This is a genomic window from Pseudomonas sp. TH31 (assembly GCF_016650815.1).
Taxonomy (GTDB): domain Bacteria; phylum Pseudomonadota; class Gammaproteobacteria; order Pseudomonadales; family Pseudomonadaceae; genus Aquipseudomonas.
Genome location: NZ_JAEKEZ010000032.1, coordinates 40,985 through 62,383 on the forward strand (window position 1 = coordinate 40,985; position 21,399 = coordinate 62,383).

Sequence of the window (21,399 nt, forward strand, 5' to 3'; positions counted from 1 at the left end):
CGTTTCACCCTTTCGATTATTTCCCATCCGCTTCAAATATCCTGTTCGAATGGCACCCTTGTATTCATATTCCACACGGTAGCCTTGATTCACGACGTCACGAGCTATAAGCAAATACGCCTCTTTGTTCATAGGCCCGAACTCTGCACCCTGTTATTTCATAATGCCCAATGAGCTTTTTTCACTACCAAAATCGTGAGCGCGCGATTACGGCTTTGGGGGCTTGGGTTCACCTTGATCAATCCAGGCGCCTTCAACACCCTCCGGCGCTACACCGCGTGCTTTCTTGTTCGGTGGAGGACAGCTGGAATTCAACCCCAACGGATCAACCCACGTCGTCGGATTCAGCCCATATCGATACCCGTTCAGCCCACCCGCCAACTTCACCGGATCCTGCGTCAGATACCGTCCGACATCCGGGTTGTAGTACCGATGCCGGTTGTAATGCAGCCCTGTCTCCGCGTCGAAGTATTGCCCCTGGAACCGCAGCGGCTGATCAAGCACCTGATCGGTGTCGCGGTTGAGGCGGGTCAGACGGCCATGGGCGGTGTATTGCGCCGCCCAGATTATTTCGCCGCTGCAGTCGGTCAGTTCCTGCGGCGTTCCGAGGTGGTCAAGTTGGTAATAGAAGGGGCAGGCCTGGCGTAGGCCTTTGCCATTGAGCATGGCCACTGGGCGCAAGGTGCCGGGTTCGTAGAGGTAGCTGCGGTAGTGTTCACGACTGCTTTCTGCGACGAGGTGATCGCCTTGCCAGAAGAACTCGGTGGTTTTGCCGTCGACGGTTTTGCTGATGCGGCGGCCAAAGGCGTCGTAGCGATAACTCACGCAACGACCATCCGGTGGTGTGACACCGATCAGCCGGTGCTGACAGTCATATCGATACTCCGTAACCAACTTCTGCCCGGAGCCGCGGCGTTCACGAATCAGGTTGCCGAACGGGTCATAGTCGTAATACCGATCACCCTGCATGAGCAGTCGATTGCCCAAAACCTGCGCCGTACCGGGGCGATCCTCCATCAGCAGATTGCCTGCCGGGTCGTGGGCGAAGCCTTCCGGCAGGTGATCGCGGGAGTGGCGGACGCGGATCAGCCGGTCGAGCGTGTCGTACTGGTAGCTGCGCTGGCCATGGCGGGTGTCGGCGATGTGGTCAAGATTGCCGTTGGCGCTGTAGGCATAATCGCGACGGTAACGCGGTTTTCGCTGTTGGCTGACGGAATGGGCTTTGAGGCGACCCTGATCGTCGTATTGGTAGTCGCTGAGCAACAGGCCCTGTTGGCGTTGTTGCTCGCGGCCGGCGGAAAATGTGTGCGACGTCAGCCTGGTGCCATTGAGGTCGATGGCCGTGAGCGCCCCGCCCTTGGCGTGGTGGTAATCGAGTTTGCTGTTGTCCGGCAGACGAATATGGTTGAGCTGGCCGCAGGCGTCGTAGCCATAGCGCAGAATGCCCCAGCCCTGGTGTTCGGTGATGAGGCGGTCCTGCTGGTCGTAGGCAAACTCCAGCGGATGTTCATGACTGTCATCAACGCTGACCAGGCGACCGAGGCTGTTGTAGCGATACTCGACCTTACGACCATCGGGCAGGGTCTTGATCAGCAACCGCCCCGCCGAATCACGCTTGTAACCGGTGATGAGTTGCGAGCCGTCATCGCCGAACTCGGCTTTTTCCAGCAGGTGCCCGTTAAGGTCGTAGGCATACGCCGTGCGACGGCCATCGAAACCGGTTTCTTGCCGGATCAGACCGTTGGGCGTGTAGTCCAGCCGATAGTGTTCGCCGGATTCGTTCTCGATCTCGGTCAGAAGAAGCTGCGCGTTGTCGTAGCGATACTTCAACTGCGTGCCGTCAGGGTTTATCCGGCGCCTGACCAGGTGCAAGTCGTCGGCATACTCGTAGCGGGTGATGCGTCCGAGTTCGTCACGTTCGGCGCTGATCCTGCCGTAGGCGTTGTAGCTGAACGTTCGCCTAGCACCGCAAGCCCGGGTGCTCTGAATCAGGCGTCCGACGGCGTCCCATTGGTAGTGAGCCAGGGCGCCGTGTTCGTCCTGCCGCGTCGTCTGCCGCCCCAGTACATCGTAGGAAAACAGTCGTCGACCACCGTTCGGCAACGTCTCTTCGATCAATTGCCCCAAGTCATTCCAGACGAACAAGTGCCGACAGACGTCTGGATAACGGATCGACAGCAATCGACCCTGAGTATCGTAGGCATAGTGGGTGGCATGCCCGTCAGGATCGATCGCTTCGGTCACGTCACCCTGGGCATTGCGCAGATACTTGCAGGCCCTGGTACCGCGGAATCGGGCATAGAGGAAACCGTTGTGGTATTCGTAGGACGTCGGCTCACCTTCGGGGGAATGAGCGCAATCAGCCGCCCGACCTCGTCGTAGCGATAGCGGGTTATCGCCCCGAGCGGACTTTGCTCGGTGACCAGCCGGCCCTGGTCGTCATAGGCCTTGAGATGTTCCACCCTGCGCACCAGCCGCGCCTGATCGTCATGGACGTAGGCTTCTTCGCTGCCGTCGGCGTTTTTCACCACGACGCCGCCCTGGTCATCCCAGGTGTAAGCCGTGTTCATCTGCGAAAACGATGCCCAATATTGGACACAACGCGCAGCCTTGCCTGACTTTTCCCACGCCCAGAAGAAACTCGCCCCACCGGCCAATTGCCGTTGCAGGATCACGTGCTGATCGTCGTAGTCATACCGTTCGCTTTCGCCAGCGGCATTGGTCGCCTCGATCAGGCGATGACGGGCGTCATAGTGGTAGGAAACCAGCGTCTGCTCTGTACGCCAGACGTTACCCCGCGCGCCAGTTGGATGAAACGTCTGATACTCGATGGCGACGAGGTGTCGCCACTCGTAACGCAACCGCAGCGAGCGCCCGGCACCGTTGTCGAGGCGTTGAATTCGCTCCTGATGATCGCGGGTGATGCGTAGCCGGTTTGCGTATGCGTCGCTGATCGCCGTCAGGCGCCCGTTATGAAAGTGGTAGAACCTGGACGTTTCGCCGGCCAATGCGACGATCAGTTCTTGCGGCGTATCCCCCAGATAAATCGCCGCCCGCAACAGGCGGTTGTGGATCGCCGGGCGCTCGATACTCGGCAGCGGAAACTTCGTACGACGGTTTTCATGGTCGATCCAGATGACGCTGTCGCCATCGATTTCCAGGCGATGGGCAAGAGAATGGCTCCAGCCCCAGCCCAGCCCACAGTCGAGTTCCACCGCACTGGTGCGATACAGCCGGGTGAACTCAAACGTCAGCAAACCGTCGAGGGCTCCATCGGTCAGGGCCAGCAGTCCTTTAGGGTCGAACATTCGCAGTCACTCGCGCGCATCAATTAGGAACGCGAGACTTTGCGGTGTATCAATCCGGAAAGAAGTCAGGAAAGTAGGTGTTTGCTGTAGGGATAATCGCTAAATCATGGGGGCAGGTTTTTTTATCCCGGGGCATTGCCCGTTGCCCTATGCCTGCCGCGCTCGTTATGCTGCTGAACCCTTTAATCGATCCGGGCACTGGCCGTAGCTGAGCCGCCTGGGATGTCATTAAAAACGGATCAGATGCGATGAATGCACCACTGAAAGCGTTCGGCCCGATCAAGGCCGTGATTTTCGACATGGATGGCTTGCTGCTGGATACCGAGGGCATCTACACCGAGGTCACCTCCATGATCGCCGAGCGTTATGGCCGGACCTTCGACTGGAGCGTCAAACAGAACATCATCGGCCGTGGCGCGGGTGATCTGGCGTGTTATGTGGTCGAGGCGCTGGACCTGCCGATCACTGCCGAAGAGTTTCTGGTGATCCGTGAGCCGCTGATGCGCGAGCGTTTCCCCAAGGCGCTGGCGATGCCGGGCGCCGAGGAACTGGTTCGGCACCTGAAGGCCAACAACATTCCGATTGCGGTGGGCACCAGCTCTTCTCGCCAGTCGTTTGGCCAGAAAACCACGCTGCATCGCGACTGGTTTGCGCTGTTCGACTTCATTGTTACTGCCGATGACCCGGAAGTCGGAGCGGCCAAACCGGCGCCGGATATCTTCCTGACGGCAGCGCGGCGCCTGGGTGTCGCGCCCGAGGACTGCCTGGTGTTCGAAGATTCACCATTTGGTGTCACGGCGGCGAAAGCGGCGGGGATGACCGCGATTGCGATCCCGGATGCAGCCATGGCCGATGATAAGTACGCACACGCCGATGGCATCCTTCGTACGTTGAAGGCCTTCAAACCGAGCGAGTGTGGCTTGCCAGCGCTTGAGTGGGCGTGATGCAAAATGTGGGAGCGAGCCTGCTCGCGAAGGCGGAGTGTCAGGTGACATTAATGTCGTCTGATACACCCTCTTCGCGAGCAGGCTCGCTCCCACATTTGGATTTGCGCTTAACTCATCAAGCGCCAAAGCCACCGTCGATCGTCAGGCTGGCACCGGTTATGTAACCGGCTTCCGGGCCGACCAGGTAAGCGACGAAGCTGGCGATTTCTTCGGCTTTACCGTAACGACCCACGGCCATCAACGGGATCAGGCTGTCGGCAAAGTCACCGTCAGCCGGGTTCATATCGGTATCGACCGGGCCCGGTTGCACGTTGTTGATGGTGATGCCCCGTGGGCCGAGGTCGCGGGACAGGCCTTTGGTCAGGCCAACCAGTGCCGATTTGCTCATGGCGTACGGGCCGCCACCGGCGAAGGGCATGCGGTCGGCGTTGGTGCTGCCGATGTTGATGATGCGGCCGCCTTCGGTCATGTGTCTGGCCGCGGCCTGGGTCGCGATGAACACGCTGCGCACGTTGATAGCCAGGGTTTTATCGAAGTCTTCGAGTTTGAAATCCTCCAGCGGTCCGACAGCCAGCACGCCGGCGTTGTTGACCAGGATGTCCAGGCGGCCAAAGGCTTCGACGGTGGTGGTCACGGCGCCGCGAATGGCGTCGGCATCGGCGCTGTCGGCCTTGATTGCGAGGGCTTTGCCGCCGTTGCCAGTGATGCTGTTTTGCAATTCTTCAGCCTTGGCGGTGGAGCTGACGTAGGTGAAGGCGACGGTCGCGCCTTCAGCGGCCAGGCGTTTAACGATGGCGGCGCCGATACCGCGGGATCCGCCTTGAATGAGCGCTACTTTACCGCTGAGGTTTTGAGTGGTCATGTCCATCTCCAGAAAATTCAAGGCGGGCTGCCTTGTTGTTGGCGTCGAGTATCGGCCTCGCATTACCCTCTGGGTAGACCTCAATTACGATAGTCTGTGTAAACCAAAAGTTTATAGTGGCGACCATGGAAACTTTCAGCAGTATCGAATGCTTCGTGCGCAGCGCCGAGGTTGGCAGCTTCGCCGAAGCCGCACGACGCCTGAGCCTGACCCCGGCGGCGGTGGGCAAGAGCGTCGCCAAACTTGAAGCGCGGCTGGGCGTGCGGCTGTTTCAGCGCAGTACCCGGAGCCTGACGTTGACCGAGGCCGGCCAGTTGTTTTTGAGTGAAGTCAGCGCCAGCCTGTACACCATTCAAAATGCCGTGGCCAACCTCGCCAGCGCCGAAGGGCGCCCGGCCGGTACGCTGAAGGTCAGCATGGGCACGGTGTTCGGGCGTTTGTATGTCGTGCCGTTGCTGGGGGAATTCCTGCGACGTTTTCCGGCGATCAACCCGGACTGGCACTTCGATAATCGCCAGGTTGACCTGATTGCTCAGGGTTTTGATGCGGCGATAGGTGGTGGATTCGAGCTGCCACAGGGCGTCGTGGCGCGCAAGTTGACCCCGGCCCATAGGGTGCTGGTGGCGTCCGCCGATTATCTGGCCGGGCGAGAGGCGATTGTCGAACCTGACGATCTCAAGCTGTGTGACGGGATTCTTATCCGCTCCCCGCAAACCGGTCGCGTGCGCTCCTGGCAACTGACCAGTCGCACCCGGCAACACAGTCCGCTGGTGCTCAAGGCGCGGATGACCATGAGCGATTCGGAGGCGGCCTGTGCCAGTGCGGCGCAAGGCTTGGGCATCGCGCTGGTGAGCATGCCGTTTGCCGTGGGCTATCTGCAGGCCGGGACGTTGCAGCGGGTGTTGCCGGATTGGTACGTTGATGATGGCAACATTTCGATCTATTACGCTGAACACAAACTGCTGCCGGGCAAGACCCGGGCGTTTGTGGATTTCATCATCGAGCAGTTTGCGCAACAGGGGTTGGGGGAGCGGTTCAGTGCACTTTGAGCCAAGCTTAAGACCGAGTTGTGGCCTTCGCGGGCAAGCCTCGCTCCTACAGATTCGCGCAAAACCTGTGGGAGCGAGCCTGCTCGCGATGAACGATAACGCGATTTACCTGCCAAACCGCCCCGGCCAACCAATAATCGTCTTCGGCCGCGGCGTCGCATACGTCCGCACTTTTGACGTCGACAACCCCAACCGCACCAGTGACTCGGCAATCGTTACCGCCGCCGTCACGCCATCCACTACCGGCACTCCCGTGCGCTGCCGAATCTGTTCATCGAGCCCTGCCATTCCGCCACAGCCCAGGCAAATCACTTCGGCTTTGTCTTCCAGCACTGCCAGCTCTGCCTGACGAACAATTGCCTCCAGGGCGCGCTGCGGATCGGACTCCAGTTCAAGTACCGCCAGCCCACTGGCCCGCACCGACGCGCAACGGTCCCAGAGCCCCGACAATTTGAGCCGATCTTCGATCAACGGCACGGTGCGATCCAGCGTAGTGACCACCGAGTAGGCATGACCCAGGAACATCGCCGTGCTGGCGCCCGCATCGGTGATGTCGACGACGGGCACGTTGAGCAATTCCTGCAAGCCTTCGCGACCGTGTTCGCCGTAGCCCGCCTGGATCACCGCATCGAACGGCTGGTCGTAGGACATGACCCGGTCCATCACCGCGATGGCGGCCAGGTAGCTTTCGAAATTGCCTTCAATGGAATCGGCACCGAAATGCGGCGTCAGGCCGATGATTTCGGTGCCGGGCGCGGCCACGGACTGGGCCTGGTGGGCGATGGCCCGGGTGATGGACTCGGTGGTGTTGACGTTGACCACGAGAATTCGCATGGGAAGTCCTTATAGCGGGGTGGTTCTGCGGCCCGACACCGCCGGGCCGCGATGGATTAATGGCTGACGTTATCGACGGCGATGGCTTCACCGCTGACGTCGGCGTAATACGGCTGCCGCTTGGCTATGATCAGGTAGAGCATCCCGGCAATCGCGGCGCCAATCAGCCAGGAGAACGGCGACACCAAGTGGAAGCCCGGCATCAGCGCGAGGACGATGGCGATCAACGCTGCTGGGATAAACGCTGCCACGGCGCGCAGATTGACGCCTCGGCTGTAGTAATAAGCGCCGTTGGGGTCTTCGCAGTACAACTGCGGCACGTTGACCTGACCTTTGCGTACAAGCCAGTAGTCGACCATGATCACCCCGTACAGCGGGCCGAGCAGGGCGCCGAGGCCGGACAGGAAATACACGATCACCAACGGGCTGTTGTAGAGGTTCCACGGCAGGATCAACACGGCGATGGTCGCGCTGATCAACCCGGCGCGGCGGAAAGTCAGGTATTTCGGCGCCAGGTTGCTAAGTACGAAGGCCGGGGCGACGAAGTTGGCCATGATGTTCACCGCGACGGTGACGATCAGGAACGCCAGGCAACCGAGCACCAGGAAGAAGGTGTTGGGGATCGAGGCGATGATTTCCGTCGGGCTTTCGATGATCCGGCCGTTGATCTGAAATTGCGCACCGCAGAGCAGGACGGTGATGCTGGCGAACACCAGAATATTGACCGGCAGGCCCCAGAAATTTCCGACCTTGATGGTTTTGCGGCATGGCGAAGAACGGGCGAAGTCGCAGAAGTTGAGGATCAACGTGCCGTAGATCGACAGCCACAGCGCACCGCCGGCAAAGATATTGCGCCACATCTCGCCACCGGTCAGCGGTTCGCGAATCGACCAGGCGATGGTCGCGTTGGCCTGGAAGTACATCCACCCGGCGAGGGAGGCGACCGTCAGCAGAATCACCGGCCCGGCAAACGCCTCGTAGCGCCGCACCATCTCCATGCCGTACGCCAGAATCCCCAGTTGCACGAACCAGATCGCGACGAAACACACCCAGCCCAGGCTCGACAGGCCAAGGATCGAGTTGTGGTCGTAATCGGCGAAACCGGGATGCACCGCCGTCAGCAATACCCGAAAGACCACCGACGCCAGGTATGTCTGAATCCCGAACCAGGCGATGGCGATAATGGCGCGAATCAGTGCAGGAATTTGCGCCCCGTGAATGCCGAAACTTATCCGGCTGATGACCGGAAACGGCACACCGGTTTTCTGGCCCATGTAGCCGGAGAGGTTCATGAAGCTATACACCAGCGCCGCGCCGATCCCCAGTGACAGCAGGATCTGCCAGCCGCCCAGTCCTAGCGCATAAAGACCGATGGCGAACGAGTAGTTGGCAATGTTGTGAACGTCATTTGTCCACAGGGCAAAGATGCTGTAGCGCCCCCAGCGCCGGCCTTCGGCCTTGGTCGGTGCCAGGTCCTTGTTGTGCAGGCGGGGGCTGAGCACCACCGGGGTTTCAAGCGTCTGATCGTGAAGGTTGAGGGCAGGTTGAGAGGAGGGCAGATCCAGCGCGATGTTGTTATTGGACAGGCTAGTACGCATTCCGGCAGGCTCCTGATGTTCGAAGGCCGCGATGACTGTGCATGAGCGTGGGCTCGACAAATCTTCGTCACGGGTGGCGAGCATCACTGGTTACGGGGCATCTGCAGCCTGTACGGGATAGGGCGCTTCAGGCTTTCGGATCTAAAGTGTGTGTATGTTTTGAATGTGATTGTATACAAAACATAAGTTCACTAAAGCCAGATCTATGCCAGCTCAAGATCTATAAAGCTCTTCTATAATTTCGTTTTGTTATTGATTGAGGATAAGTGACTGAAAACAAGACGATATAAATTGACCGATTGAACAGTTATTTATTTTCTTATGGGATTGGTTGGAAAGATCGATTGAGGAAGTCAGAAAAGGAGGATGTAACTTTCTGGGGCGAAGAAACTAAAAGTGCACACATAAATGGAACTTATAGTGACATTCGTGTGTACACATTTTTAAGATCAAAAGATCGCAGGCTTCGCCAGCTCCTACCGGGGATTTGATGTGCACCTGTAGGAGCTGCCGCAGGCTGCGATCTTTTAAGCTTTCGATTTGCTGATGATATTCCCCGCATGCAACCCGCATTCTTTCTGCGTTGCTTCTTCCCACCACCAGCGACCTTCACGCTCATGCTGGTTCGGCAGCACCGGGCGCGTGCAAGGCTCGCAGCCGATGCTGATGAACCCGCGCTCATGCAGGCTGTTGTACGGCAGCTCCAGCATGCGGATGTAACCCCAAATCTCTTCGCTGGTCATTTGTGCCAGCGGGTTGAACTTGTACAGCGGGCGCTCGGGCGTGGAGAACGCGGTATCGATTTCCAGCACCGCGACGGCGCTGCGAGTACCCGGGCTCTGGTCCCGGCGCTGGCCGGTAGCCCAAGCGGTGACGCCGGACAATTTGCGCCGCAGCGGCTCGATCTTCCGGATGCCGCAGCATTCGCCATGGCCGTCCTTATAGAAGCTGAACAGGCCCTTTTCCTTCACGAACGGTTCAAGTTTCGTGTAGTCCGGCGACACCAGTTCGATGTCGATCTTGTAGTGCTCGCGCACCTGATCGATGAAGCGATAGGTCTCGGGATGCAAGCGGCCAGTGTCGAGGCTGAAGACCTTGACGTTCTTGTTCAGCTTCCAGGCCATGTCCACCAGCACCACGTCTTCGGCACCGCTGAAAGATATCCACAGGTCATCGCCAAACTCGGCGAACGCGAGCTTCAGGATGTCCTGGGCGGATTTGTTGGCATAGGTCGTGGCGAGTTCCACGACGTCGAACGTTGGGCTCATCAGGGCGGCTTCCTACAGGTCAGTGGCGCTTGGCGCTCTATATGGACCAGATGGTACCAAAATCCTACAGCCGCTGGCGCGTCCTCTGCGTTGCGCACGCTGGCCCGAGTCGCTAGAGTTCGGCAATCTTTTTGCTCGCTCGACTCAATAATCAATACAAATGGGAGTGCCTTGTGGAAATTGCCTGTCTGGATCTTGAAGGTGTGCTGGTCCCGGAAATCTGGATCGCCTTCGCCGAAAAAACCGGGATCGAATCCCTCCGGGCCACCACCCGGGACATTCCCGATTACGACGTGCTGATGAAGCAGCGCCTGCGGATCCTCGACGAGCATGGCCTGAAACTCTCCGACATCCAGGAGGTCATCGCCACACTGCAGCCGCTGGACGGTGCCATCGAGTTCGTCGACTGGCTGCGCGAGCGCTTCCAGGTGGTGATTCTGTCGGACACGTTCTACGAGTTTTCCCAGCCGCTGATGCGTCAATTGGGCTTCCCGACCTTGCTTTGCCATCGGCTGATTACCGACGATGCCGGACGGGTGACGAGCTATCAGCTACGACAGAAAGATCCCAAGCGCCAGTCGGTTTTGGCGTTCAAGAGCCTCTACTACCGGGTGATCGCGGCGGGTGATTCCTACAACGACACCACGATGCTGGGCGAGGCGGATGCCGGGATTTTGTTCCATGCGCCGGACAATGTGATTCGCGAGTTCCCGCAATTCCCGGCAGTGCATACCTTTGCGCAGTTGAAGCAGGAATTCATCAAAGCTTCGAATCGGGCCCTCAGCCTGTAAACCCAATCCTTGTAGGAGCTGTCGAGTGAAACGAGGCTGCGATCTCTTGATCTTGCATTTAAAAACAGGATCAAAGATCGCAGCCTCGTTTCACTCGACAGCTCCTACAGGGGCGAGGTTGTTACAGGTTCTGCAGCGTATCGAGCAACACTTTCACCTTGGTAATCGATTCCTGATACTCGGCCTGCCACTGCGAGTCCGCGACAATCCCGCCGCCACCCCAGCAACACACCTGCCCATCCTTGACCAGCAAACTGCGAATGGCGATGGAGCTGTCCATCTCGCCGCGCACGTCCAGGTACAGCAACGAACCGCAGTACAACCCACGCCGGGTCGGCTCCAGTTCATCAATGATCTGCATCGCGCGGATTTTCGGCGCGCCGGTAATCGAGCCGCCAGGGAAACTGCCGGCGATCAGGTCCAGCGCATCCTTGTCATCCGCCAGTTCGCCGGTGACACTGCTCACCAGGTGATGCACATTCGGATAGCTTTCCAGGCTGAACAATTCCGGCACCCGCACCGAGCCGATGCGGCACGTGCGACCGAGGTCGTTACGCAGCAGGTCGACGATCATCAGGTTTTCCGCGCGATCCTTGGGGCTGGCCAGCAGCTCGGCGGCATTCGCGGCATCTTCGGCCGGGGTTGTACCGCGAGGGCGGGTGCCTTTGATCGGGCGGGTTTCTACCTGCCGCTCGCTGACTTTGACGAACCGCTCCGGTGACAGGCTCAGTACGGCGCCACCGTCGGGCAGGCTCTGAAACCCGGAAAACGGTGTCGGGCAGGCCGCCCGCAGCGCGCAATACGCGGTCCATGGGTCACCCTGGCATTGCGCGCGAAAGCGCTGGGCGAAGTTGACCTGATAGCAGTCGCCGGCCTGAATGTATTGCTGGATTCGCTCAAGAGCCTGGCGATATTGGTCGGCGCTGAGGTCGGCACTCATCGGGGCTTTCAGCTTGAAAGGTTCGGCCGGTTCAGAGGCGGGCTGGCTGAACAGCGCGATCAAGCGCTGCCGCTCGCCGTCTGGCAGCGTCGGGTGGAACACCAACTGGCTTGTAATCAGTTGGTGATCGCTGATCAGCGCCCAGCCATACAAGCCGAAACGCGCATCCGGCAAGTGCAGGTCGTCCTGCGCCTGGCTCGGCAGATTCTCCAGATGACGGCCGAAATCGTAGCTCAGGTAGCCGATCAAACCACCGGCGAAAGGCAGTTCATCCGGGACTGACGCTTCACCCAGCCGTGTCAGATTGTCCCGGAGACGTTGCAGGAAATCGCCACCGGTTTCGTCAGGCGATACCGCCAACTGCTCCAGCGGCCAGGCGCTGAGCAGGTCAAAGCGACCGCGATCAGCCGTTGGCCGGCCACTGTCGAGCAGCACGGCGCCGGGGGCATGACGAATCGCCGCGAAGAACTCGGCGGGGTTGGCGCGATAGGGGAGCGAGTGAACGGAACAGGTCAACATGGGCGGGGCAGATCAGCCATCGAGGCGGGGTGGCGATTGTAGTCCTCTGCAGGATTTGCTCCTAGAGGGGATGTCGGGGATTGGCAGATTGGGGGCAGCGTTGAGCAGTGCCACGCGCATGAAACCGTCACCGCGGGCAGGCCTTGCTCCTACAAGGGCGCGCGGACAATCTGTAGGAGCAAAGCTTGCTCGCGATGGCCGCGACTCTGTCCCGGATCAACCCTCAACCGGCGGAATATGCCCAAACATCTCCTGAACAAACGCCACCCGTTCCTGCGCGGTCTCGGTAATCCCGCGTGCCTTCAATTCTTCCAGTCGCGCCTCGACCGCATGGGTACGCAACGTCAGGCCACAATCGTTGGCAATCTGAATGTTCAACCCCGGCCGGGCGTTCAGCTCGAGAATCAGCGGGCCTTTCTCCTGGTCGAGCACCATGTCCACGCCGATGTAACCCAGCCCGCACAGCTCATGGCAGCCGGCAGCGAGTTTCATGAAACCGTCCCAGTAGGGCAGTTGCACGCCATCCACTGCGTTGGTGGTGTCCGGGTGTTTGGTGATGATGTTGTTCAGCCAGGTGCCGCGCAGGGTCAGGCCTGTCGCAAGGTCGACACCGACGCCGATGGCGCCCTGGTGCAGGTTGGCCTTGCCGCCAGACTGGCGAGTCGGCAGGCGCAGCATGGCCATCACCGGGTAACCCATCAGCACGATGATTCGGATGTCCGGCACACCTTCGTAGCTGATGCTCTTGAAGATCTGGTCCGGGGTCACGCGGTATTCGATCAGCGCCCGGTCACGGTGGCCGCCCAGGGAATACAGGCCGGTGAGGATGCTGGAGATATGGTGCTCGAGTTCCTCGTGGCTGAGGATCTTGCCGGACACCGTGCGATAACGACCCTCGAAACGGTCGGCCACCACAATAATGCCGTCGCCACCCGCGCCCTGGGCCGGTTTGATCACGAAGTCGTTGCGCCCGCCGATGATCTGGCCGAGGTTATCGATTTCTTTCTCGGTGGAAATGATCCCGTACAACTCCGGCACGTTAATGCCGGCGGCAATCGCGCGTTCCTTGGTGATGATCTTGTCATCGACAATCGGGTACAGGCTGCGCTTGTTGTACTTGAGCACGTAGTCTGCGTTACGCCGATTGATCCCCATGATGCCCCGGGCTTCCAGGGCCTTCCAGGTCTTCCAGAAACCGAACATTACGAGTCAGCCTTGAGGAACGCCTTGAAACGGACCAGCTCGGTCAGGCGGTAGCCGCGATAGCGACCCATGGCCAGCATGAAGCCCACCAGGATCAACAGGATCGCCGGGAAGGTGAACACGAAGTAGACCAGTTCCGGCACGCTCATGATCAGGTGCGCCAGGGACGCGGCGAACAGCGTACCGATCGCGACTTTCAGGGCATGCCCGGCACCGCGCTCTTCCCAGGTGATCGACAGGCGTTCGATTGTCATGGTCAGAATCACCATCGGGAACAGTGCCACCGACAAGCCGCGCTCCAGTCCGAGTTTATGGCTGAACAGGCTGATCGCCGCGATCAGTACCACGACAAAGGTCAGCACCACCGACAGCCTCGGCAGCATTTGCAGCTTCAAGTGTTCAAGGTAGGAACGCAGCGACAGCCCCAGCGCCGTGATGATGGTAAACAGCACAATGCCAAAGCCCAGCTGTGTCTCGCGAAAGGCCAGGGCGATCAGCACCGGGGTAAAGGTGCCCAGGGTTTGCAGGCCGATCAGGTTGCGCAGAATCAGGATCACCAGCACGCCAATCGGGATCATCACCATGATCATGAACGTCTGCTGGGTTTGCAGCGGCAGGCCGTACAGCGAGTATTCGAGGAAATTGGCGTCGGTGTTTTCGTCGGTCAGCTTGGCCAGGCGAATGGCGTTCATTTCGCTGTTGTTCAGGCTGAAGGTTACGTTGGCTTTCTTGCCGCCATCGACGGTGATCAGGTTTTCATCGCCGGTCCACCACAGCAAGCGGTCGGTCGGCAGGCCCTGTTCGCCGGTTTCCGGGTTGAAGTACAACCAGTCAGTGCCATTGAAGCTGCGCAACCAGAGTTCAGGCACCTGCGGCTGATCGGCGACCAAACGAATGGTGTGGACTTTTTCCACCGGTACGTGGGCGATGGACAGCAGCAGTTCGACGATTTTGGCTTTGTGCGCGGTGGACGGATCGCCGCCCAGCAACAGTTTCACGTTGTCGTCGTTGAGGTTGTTGACGCGTTTGATCGCTTCGCCGATGAAGGTTTCGACGTCGGCCGAGTGTTGGCGGATCGGCGCGAGCAGGGCTTCGGCGGCGACTTTTTCCGCACCTTCGACGGCAATGCTGTCGCGGAAGGTCGGGCCTTTGATTTTGGATTTTTCGCCACTGTAGCGCTTGGTCAGTACCAGGCGGTAATAGAGGGTCTGGTTGCCCTTGGCCCGACGTGCCGACCAGGTGACCTTGCGGTTGCCATCGATCCGGTTCACCGCCACGCCGTAGTTATTGGAGATAAAGCTTTCGTTCAGGCTCACAAAGTCGCGGCTCAGCGGCGGCACGAACATCTGGATCTTGACCGGGTCCTTGGCACTGGCGACGAACTCGACCTTGGCGTCGATGTTCCACAAGTCGTCAGTGGCGTCTTCGGTCACGGGAATCCCGAGCACGAAGATCTGATAGGCCGTAACTGAAATGCCCAGCACCACCAGAATGGCGATCAGGATTTTCAGGTGGAGGTTAAGAGAGCGCATTGGAATTACTCTGCGGTATGAGCGTCGATGGCGCAGGCGGGTTTGCCAGCAGCGTATTTAAGACTGGGGTCGACCAGCGCATCGAAGCGTTTAAGCGCTTCGGAGCCGATCAGGAGCGGGTATTGGAAGGCGCTGCGGTCGGTCAGGTTCACTTCGATGCTGCGCGATGCCGAACCCATGCAGATATCCAGTTCAATCACCGGGCGGGCCGTGTACTTCTTGCCTTCATCCGGGTCGTAGTCGCCGGCGCGGCGCTTGATTTTGCTGACTCGGGCCAATGGTCGTTCGATCGGGTGCGAATGCGCGGCGTCGATGGCCAGGTAGAAACGCACCCAGGATTCGCCATTGCGTTTGAAACGTTTGATGTCCCGTGCACTTAAGGACGCGGTTTTCGCCCCGGTGTCGAGTTTGGCCGCGACTTCCAGGTCAATGCCGTCCAGCGAGGCGTACTCGTTGAGGCCGTACACAGTCTTTTCCCCTGCCGCAGCAACACCGGGCAGGCAAAGAAGATAAAGGAAGGTGGGGAAGGGCTTGAGTCTCATAAATCCTGGTGCGCAGCGGTCCGTACTTCGATTCAAGGCCCTGGCATCGCTGCGCAAGTTCCCTCGTATGCCTATCAGCTATTTATGACAAGCCGTGCAGATGCAGATGACAAGCAAATGCGGGCGGCATTCTAGCACGGTGGTTTTATGGCGCCAGCGCTGGCAGGGGGCTATAAACAGCTGTGCTGCGTTGTTATGGTGCAAGCGGTTATTAGACGATTGTCGACAATATCTATTTATCCTTTGACTGTTAGGCCTGTATTCGCTAGTTTTTGCCGCATTAGCTTTCAAGGTGTCGACAATATGCTGGATCAACTCGATCCCCCCGTCGCAGTGCAGGACGATTCGGAGACACTCTCCGAGAACGTCTTCCGGCGTATCCAGGCGGCCATCGTCAAAGGCGAGATCGCCCCGGGCAGCAAAATCTCCGAGCCTGAGCTGGCGCGCACCTATGGCATCAGCCGCGGGCCGCTACGCGAAGCGATCCATCGCCTGGAAGGCCAGCGCCTGCTGGTTCGCGTACCGCACGTCGGGGCGCGGGTGGTGTCGCTGAGTCATGCCGAGCTGCTGGAACTCTACGAAATCCGCGAATCCCTGGAAGGCATGGCCTGTCGCCTGGCCGCCGAGCGCATGACCGTCGAAGAAATCGACGAGCTGCGCCGGGTGCTCGAGACCCATGAGCGCGACGCGGCGTTTCAGGCCGGTGTCGGCTATTACCAGCAGGAAGGCGATTTCGACTTTCATTACCGAATCATTCAAGGCAGCGGCAACCGCACGCTGACCCAGATGCTCTGCGGCGAGCTGTATCAGCTGGTGCGCATGTACCGCATCCAGTTTTCCACCACGCCCAATCGCCCACGCCAGGCTTTTGCCGAGCACCACCGGATTCTCGACGCCATCGCCGACCGTGACGGTGAGTTGGCCGAGTTGTTGATGCGCCGTCACATCGGCGCTTCCAAACGCAATATCGCCCGTCACTACCAGGACGGCGCCAATAAGACAGCCACTGAACGAGGTGAGTCATGAGTTCCAACAAGAGCACTCCAGGCCAGCGTTTCCGCGATGCGGTCGCCAGCGAGCATCCGCTGCAAGTGGTCGGCGCGATCAATGCCAACCACGCGCTACTGGCCAAGCGCGCCGGTTTCAAGGCGATTTACCTGTCGGGTGGCGGGGTGGCTGCCGGCTCCCTCGGCGTGCCGGATCTGGGCATCACCGGCCTGGATGACGTGCTGACCGACGTGCGGCGCATCACCGATGTGTGCGATTTGCCGCTGCTGGTGGACGTGGACACCGGTTTTGGTTCCTCGGCGTTCAACGTGGCGCGCACCGTCAAGTCGATGATCAAGTTTGGCGCGGCGGCGATTCACATCGAAGACCAGGTCGGCGCCAAGCGCTGTGGTCACCGCCCTAATAAAGAGATCGTCTCGCTGCAGGAAATGGTCGACCGCATCAAAGCGGCTGTTGATGCTCGCACCGATGACAGCTTCGTGATCATGGCCCGCACCGATGCGCTGGCGGTGGAAGGTCTGGAATCTGCCCTGGATCGCGCCGCCGCGTGCATCGAGGCTGGCGCCGATATGATTTTCCCGGAAGCCATCACCGAACTGGACATGTACAAGCTGTTCGCCAGCCGTGTGAAAGCGCCGATCCTGGCCAACATCACCGAATTCGGCGCGACGCCGCTGTACACCACCGAGCAACTCGCCGCTGCCGAGGTGTCGCTGGTGCTGTACCCGCTGTCGGCGTTCCGGGCGATGAACAAGGCTGCGGAAAACGTCTATACCGCGATCCGCCGCGACGGTACGCAACAGAACGTGATCGACACCATGCAAACGCGCATGGAGCTTTACGATCGCATCGACTACCACACCTTCGAGCAGAAGCTCGATGCGTTGTTTGCCGCGAAGAAATAAAGATCAAAAGATCGCAGCCTTCGGCAGCTCCTACATGGACCGCATTCCCCTGTAGGAGCTGTCGAGTGCAACGAGGCTGCGATCTTTTCGGCATCACCAAAAACCTGATGAATCACAACTTGCCGATTCCCTAAAAAATTCAAGATTGGAGACAGCAATGGCCGAAGCAAAAGTACTCAGTGGCGCCGGGCTCCGTGGCCAGGTTGCCGGGCAAACCGCACTGTCCACCGTGGGCCAATCGGGCGCAGGCCTGACCTATCGTGGCTACGACGTTCGCGAACTGGCGGCTGACGCGCAATTCGAGGAAGTCGCCTACCTGCTGCTGTACGGCGAGCTGCCAACCAAGGCACAGCTCGCCGCTTACGTCGGCAAACTGAGCAAGCTGCGCGATCTGCCGCAAGCGCTGAAAGAAGTGCTGGAACGCATCCCCGCCGACGCCCACCCGATGGACGTGATGCGCACCGGTTGCTCGTTCCTGGGCAACCTGGAACCGGAGAAAGACTTCAGCGCACAACACGACGTCACCGACCGCCTGCTGGCCGCGTTCCCGGCGATCATGTGTTACTGGTATCGCTTCAGCCACGACGGCAAACGCATCAATTGCGTGAGCGACGAACAGTCGATTGGCGGCCACTTCCTGCACTTGCTGCATGACAAGAAGCCGAGTGAGCTGCACGTCAAAGTGATGAACGTGTCGCTGATCCTCTACGCAGAACACGAGTTCAACGCCTCGACGTTCACCGCCCGTGTTTGCGCCTCGACCCTGTCGGACATGTATTCGTGCGTTACCGCCGCCATCGGTTCCCTGCGAGGCCCGCTGCATGGCGGCGCCAACGAAGCGGCGATGGAAATGATCGAGCGCTTCAAATCGCCGGAAGAGGCGATCAAAGGCACCCTCGGCATGCTCGAGCGCAAAGACAAGATCATGGGCTTTGGTCACGCGATCTATAAGGACAACGATCCGCGCAACGAGGTGATCAAGGGCTGGTCGAAAAACTGGCTGATGAAGTGGGTGACACGGTCTTGTTCCCGGTTTCCGAAGCCATCGACAAGACCATGTGGGAACAGAAAAAGCTGTTCCCGAACGCCGACTTCTACCATGCGTCGACGTACCACTTCATGGGCATCCCGACCAAGTTGTTCACGCCGATTTTCGTCTGCTCGCGCCTGACCGGCTGGGCGGCGCATGTGTTCGAACAACGAGCCAACAACCGCATCATCCGCCCGAGCGCCGAATACGTCGGCGTCGACCAGCGCAAGTTCGTGCCAATCGAACAACGCTGACCGGAGGAGGGCCGCTCTGTTAGCTGAAGGAACCGGGAGCCCCTGTAGGAGCTGCCGCAGGCTGCGATCTTTTGATCTTCGGCGATTTTTGAATCGCCAGAGGCTCAAGATCAAAAGATCGCAGCCTGCGGCAGCTCCTACACGGGGACGGAGTAAATTCAGCATCAATGCCAGGCCCTACCCTTTGTAATTACCGTGACCGAGTCCTGACGATGAACACAGAATTCCGCAAACCGCTGCCCGGCAGCCATCTGGATTACTTCGACGTCCGTGCGGCTGTCGAAGCCATCCAGCCTGGCGCCTACGACACCCTGCCGTATACCTCCCGCGTACTCGCGGAAAACCTGGTGCGCCGCTGCGACCCGGCCACGCTCACCGATTCCCTGAAGCAGTTCATCGAACGCAAGCGCGACCTCGATTTTCCGTGGTTCCCGGCGCGCGTGGTCTGCCATGACATTCTTGGCCAGACCGCACTGGTGGACCTCGCCGGCCTGCGCGATGCCATCGCCCTGCAAGGGGTGACCCGGCGCAAGTGAACCCGGTGGTGCCGACCCAATTGATCGTCGACCACTCCCTGGCCGTCGAGCGCGGTGGCTTCGATCCGGAGGCGTTCGAGAAGAACCGCGCCATCGAAGACCGTCGCAACGAAGACCGTTTTCACTTCATCAACTGGACCAAAAAAGCCTTCAAAAACGTCGACGTGATCCCGCCGGGCAACGGGATCATGCACCAGATCAACCTGGAGAAAATGTCTCCGGTGATTCAAGTGCGCGACGGCGTGGCCTTCCCGGATACCTGCGTCGGCACCGACAGTCACACCCCGCACGTCGATGCGCTGGGCGTGATCGCCATCGGCGTGGGTGGCCTGGAAGCCGAGAGCGTGATGCTCGGCCGCGCCTCGTGGATGCGTCTGCCGGAAAGCGTCGGCGTTGAACTGACCGGCAAGTTGCAACCGGGCATCACCGCCACCGATATGGTGCTGGCGCTGACCGAGTTCCTGCGCAAACAGAAAGTCGTCGGCGCGTGGCTGGAATTCTTCGGTGAAGGCGCATCAAAGCTGACCCTCGGCGACCGCGCAACCATTTCCAACATGGCCCCGGAATACGGCGCCACCGCGGCGATGTTCTACATCGATCAGCAAACCATCGACTACCTGAAGCTCACCGGCCGTGAAGACGAGCAGGTTCAGCTTGTGGAGCTTTATGCCAGGACCACCGGCCTCTGGGCCGACAGTCTGAAGCAGGCGCAATACGAGCGCGGGTTGACCTTCAACCTGTCTTCGGTAGTGCGCAACATGGCCGGCCCGAGCAACCCGCACGCTCGCGTCGCGACCTCGGACCTCGCCGCCCAAGGCATCTCCGGCCAGTGGGATGAAGTGCCGGGCCAGATGCCGGACGGCGCGGTGATCATTGCCGCCATCACCAGTTGCACCAACACCAGCAACCCGCGCAACGTCATCGCCGCCGGCCTGCTGGCGCGCAATGCCAACCAGCTCGGGCTGACCCGCAAGCCGTGGGTCAAGTCTTCCCTGGCGCCGGGCTCGAAAACCGTGGCGCTGTACCTCGACGAAGCGGGCCTGACCTGCGAGCTGGAGCAACTCGGTTTCGGCATCGTCGCCTTCGCCTGCACCACCTGCAACGGCATGTCCGGCGCGCTCGACCCGGTGATCCAGCAAGAGATCATCGACCGCGACCTGTACGCCACGGCTGTGCTGTCCGGCAACCGTAACTTCGACGGGCGGATTCACCCGTACGCCAAGCAAGCCTTCCTCGCTTCGCCGCCGCTGGTGGTCGCTTATGCCATCGCCGGGACCATCCGTTTCGACATCGAAAAAGACGTGCTGGGCGTGGTCGACGGCAAGGACATCCGCCTGAAAGACATCTGGCCGAGCGACGAAGAAATCGACGCGGTGGTGAAAGCCTCGGTCAAGCCGGAGCAGTTCCGTCAGGTCTACATCCCGATGTTCGCCATCCACGAAGACACCGGCCCGAAAGTCACGCCGCTGTACGACTGGCGCGAGATGAGCACCTACATTCGCCGTCCGCCGTACTGGGAAGGCGCGCTGGCTGGCGCACGTCCGCTCAAAGGCATGCGCCCATTGGCGGTGCTGCCGGACAACATCACCACCGATCACCTGTCGCCGTCGAACGCGATCATGCTCGACAGCGCCGCCGGCGAATACCTGGCGAAAATGGGCTTGCCGGAAGAGGATTTCAACTCCTACGCCACCCACCGTGGCGACCACTTGACCGCGCAGCGTGCAACCTTCGCCAACCCGAAACTGTTCAACGAAATGGTCCAGGAAAACGGCAAGGTCAAGCAGGGTTCTCTCGCTCGCGTCGAACCGGAAGGCCAGGTCATGCGCATGTGGGAAGCCATTGAAATCTACATGGAACGCAAGCAGCCGCTGATCATCATTGCCGGCGCCGACTACGGCCAGGGTTCGTCCCGGACTGGGCGGCCAAAGGCGTGCGCCTGGCCGGTGTCGAAGCGATTGCTGCCGAAGGTTTCGAGCGCATTCACCGCACCAACCTGGTGGGCATGGGCGTGTTGCCGCTGGAGTTTTTGCCGGGCACTGATCGCCACACATTGGCCATCGACGGCAGCGAAACCTACGACGTGATCGGCGACCGTACCCCGCGTGCGCAACTGACGCTGGTGATCAACCGCCTCAACGGCGAACGCGTCGAAGTGCCGGTGACTTGCCGCCTCGACACCGCCGAAGAAGTGTCGATCTACGAGGCCGGTGGCGTGTTGCAGCGTTTCGCTCAGGACTTCCTTGAATCGGCGGTAGCCGTTTAAATCACGC

The 21,399-nt window shown here is 59.8% G+C and carries 13 protein-coding genes and 3 pseudogenes; 7 read left to right on the forward strand and 9 right to left on the reverse strand.

The window, feature by feature from the left end; all coding sequences use genetic code 11:
* Positions 1-213 precede the first annotated feature (213 nt).
* Positions 214-3,257, reverse strand: a pseudogene (locus JFV26_RS25380) (RHS repeat-associated core domain-containing protein); the annotation flags it as partial.
* Between the two features lie 299 nt (positions 3,258-3,556).
* Here JFV26_RS25380 and JFV26_RS25385 point away from each other — a divergent pair.
* Positions 3,557-4,252 carry an HAD-IA family hydrolase gene (locus tag JFV26_RS25385; RefSeq protein WP_201196242.1) on the forward strand — a complete coding sequence of 232 codons (696 nt, stop codon included), beginning with the start codon at positions 3,557-3,559 and terminating at the stop codon, positions 4,250-4,252.
* 118 nt (positions 4,253-4,370) lie between these two features.
* Here the strand turns inward: JFV26_RS25385 and JFV26_RS25390 are convergent, their stop codons facing one another.
* Positions 4,371-5,117 carry a 3-oxoacyl-ACP reductase family protein gene (locus JFV26_RS25390; protein WP_201196244.1) on the reverse strand — a complete coding sequence of 249 codons (747 nt, stop codon included), beginning with the start codon at positions 5,115-5,117 and terminating at the stop codon, positions 4,371-4,373.
* Between the two features lie 125 nt (positions 5,118-5,242).
* Between JFV26_RS25390 and JFV26_RS25395 the strand changes: the two genes are divergently transcribed.
* The gene (locus JFV26_RS25395) at positions 5,243-6,166 is read left to right on the forward strand and encodes a LysR family transcriptional regulator (protein ID WP_201196245.1); all 924 of its coding nucleotides are present in this window, start codon (positions 5,243-5,245) and stop codon (positions 6,164-6,166) included.
* A 105-nt stretch (positions 6,167-6,271) separates the two neighbouring features.
* Here JFV26_RS25395 and JFV26_RS25400 read toward each other — a convergent pair whose 3' ends face one another.
* The 3 genes from JFV26_RS25400 to JFV26_RS25410 all read right to left on the reverse strand — a co-directional run bounded on the left by JFV26_RS25400 (position 6,272) and on the right by JFV26_RS25410 (position 9,866).
* Positions 6,272-7,000: an aspartate/glutamate racemase family protein gene (locus tag JFV26_RS25400; RefSeq protein ID WP_201196247.1), complete on the reverse strand. Its 729-nt coding sequence runs from the start codon at positions 6,998-7,000 to the stop codon at positions 6,272-6,274.
* Between the two features lie 56 nt (positions 7,001-7,056).
* Positions 7,057-8,598, reverse strand: a complete 1,542-nt coding sequence (locus tag JFV26_RS25405; protein ID WP_201196249.1) for an NCS1 family nucleobase:cation symporter-1 — start codon at positions 8,596-8,598, stop codon at positions 7,057-7,059.
* Between the two features lie 527 nt (positions 8,599-9,125).
* Positions 9,126-9,866, reverse strand: a complete 741-nt coding sequence (locus JFV26_RS25410; RefSeq protein WP_201196251.1) for a phosphoadenylyl-sulfate reductase — start codon at positions 9,864-9,866, stop codon at positions 9,126-9,128.
* Positions 9,867-10,039: 173 nt separating this feature from the next.
* On the opposite strand from JFV26_RS25410, the gene thrH reads away from it, so the two are divergent.
* Positions 10,040-10,657 (forward strand): bifunctional phosphoserine phosphatase/homoserine phosphotransferase ThrH, encoded by a 618-nt coding sequence (gene thrH / locus JFV26_RS25415; RefSeq protein ID WP_201196253.1) that lies wholly within the window; start codon positions 10,040-10,042, stop codon positions 10,655-10,657.
* Between the two features lie 121 nt (positions 10,658-10,778).
* On the opposite strand, the gene pabB is transcribed toward thrH, so the two are convergent.
* The 4 genes from pabB to rloA all read right to left on the reverse strand — a co-directional run bounded on the left by pabB (position 10,779) and on the right by rloA (position 15,393).
* On the reverse strand, positions 10,779-12,116 hold the full coding sequence (gene pabB / locus JFV26_RS25420) for an aminodeoxychorismate synthase component I (protein WP_201196255.1): 1,338 nt from the start codon (positions 12,114-12,116) through the stop codon (positions 10,779-10,781).
* Between the two features lie 216 nt (positions 12,117-12,332).
* Positions 12,333-13,319, reverse strand: a complete 987-nt coding sequence (locus tag JFV26_RS25425) for an alpha-L-glutamate ligase-like protein (protein WP_201196257.1) — start codon at positions 13,317-13,319, stop codon at positions 12,333-12,335.
* Positions 13,319-14,851 (reverse strand): osmotic stress tolerance membrane protein RloB, encoded by a 1,533-nt coding sequence (rloB, locus tag JFV26_RS25430; RefSeq protein ID WP_201196259.1) that lies wholly within the window; start codon positions 14,849-14,851, stop codon positions 13,319-13,321. Before rloB ends, JFV26_RS25425 begins: the two co-directional genes overlap by 1 nt.
* 5 nt (positions 14,852-14,856) lie before the next feature.
* On the reverse strand, positions 14,857-15,393 hold the full coding sequence (rloA, locus tag JFV26_RS25435; RefSeq protein WP_201196261.1) for a retropepsin-like aspartic peptidase RloA: 537 nt from the start codon (positions 15,391-15,393) through the stop codon (positions 14,857-14,859).
* A gap of 303 nt (positions 15,394-15,696) precedes the next feature.
* On the opposite strand from rloA, the gene JFV26_RS25440 reads away from it, so the two are divergent.
* From JFV26_RS25440 to acnD, 4 genes and pseudogenes are all read left to right on the forward strand, one after another.
* The gene (locus tag JFV26_RS25440; protein WP_446739947.1) at positions 15,697-16,419 is read left to right on the forward strand and encodes a GntR family transcriptional regulator; all 723 of its coding nucleotides are present in this window, start codon (positions 15,697-15,699) and stop codon (positions 16,417-16,419) included.
* Positions 16,416-17,306, forward strand: a complete 891-nt coding sequence (prpB, locus tag JFV26_RS25445) for a methylisocitrate lyase (RefSeq protein WP_201196263.1) — start codon at positions 16,416-16,418, stop codon at positions 17,304-17,306. Before JFV26_RS25440 ends, prpB begins: the two co-directional genes overlap by 4 nt.
* Before the next feature lie 157 nt (positions 17,307-17,463).
* Positions 17,464-18,590, forward strand: a pseudogene (gene prpC, locus JFV26_RS25450) (bifunctional 2-methylcitrate synthase/citrate synthase).
* 212 nt (positions 18,591-18,802) lie between these two features.
* Positions 18,803-21,392: pseudogene (gene acnD / locus JFV26_RS25455) on the forward strand (Fe/S-dependent 2-methylisocitrate dehydratase AcnD).
* The last annotated feature ends 7 nt before the right edge of the window (positions 21,393-21,399 follow it).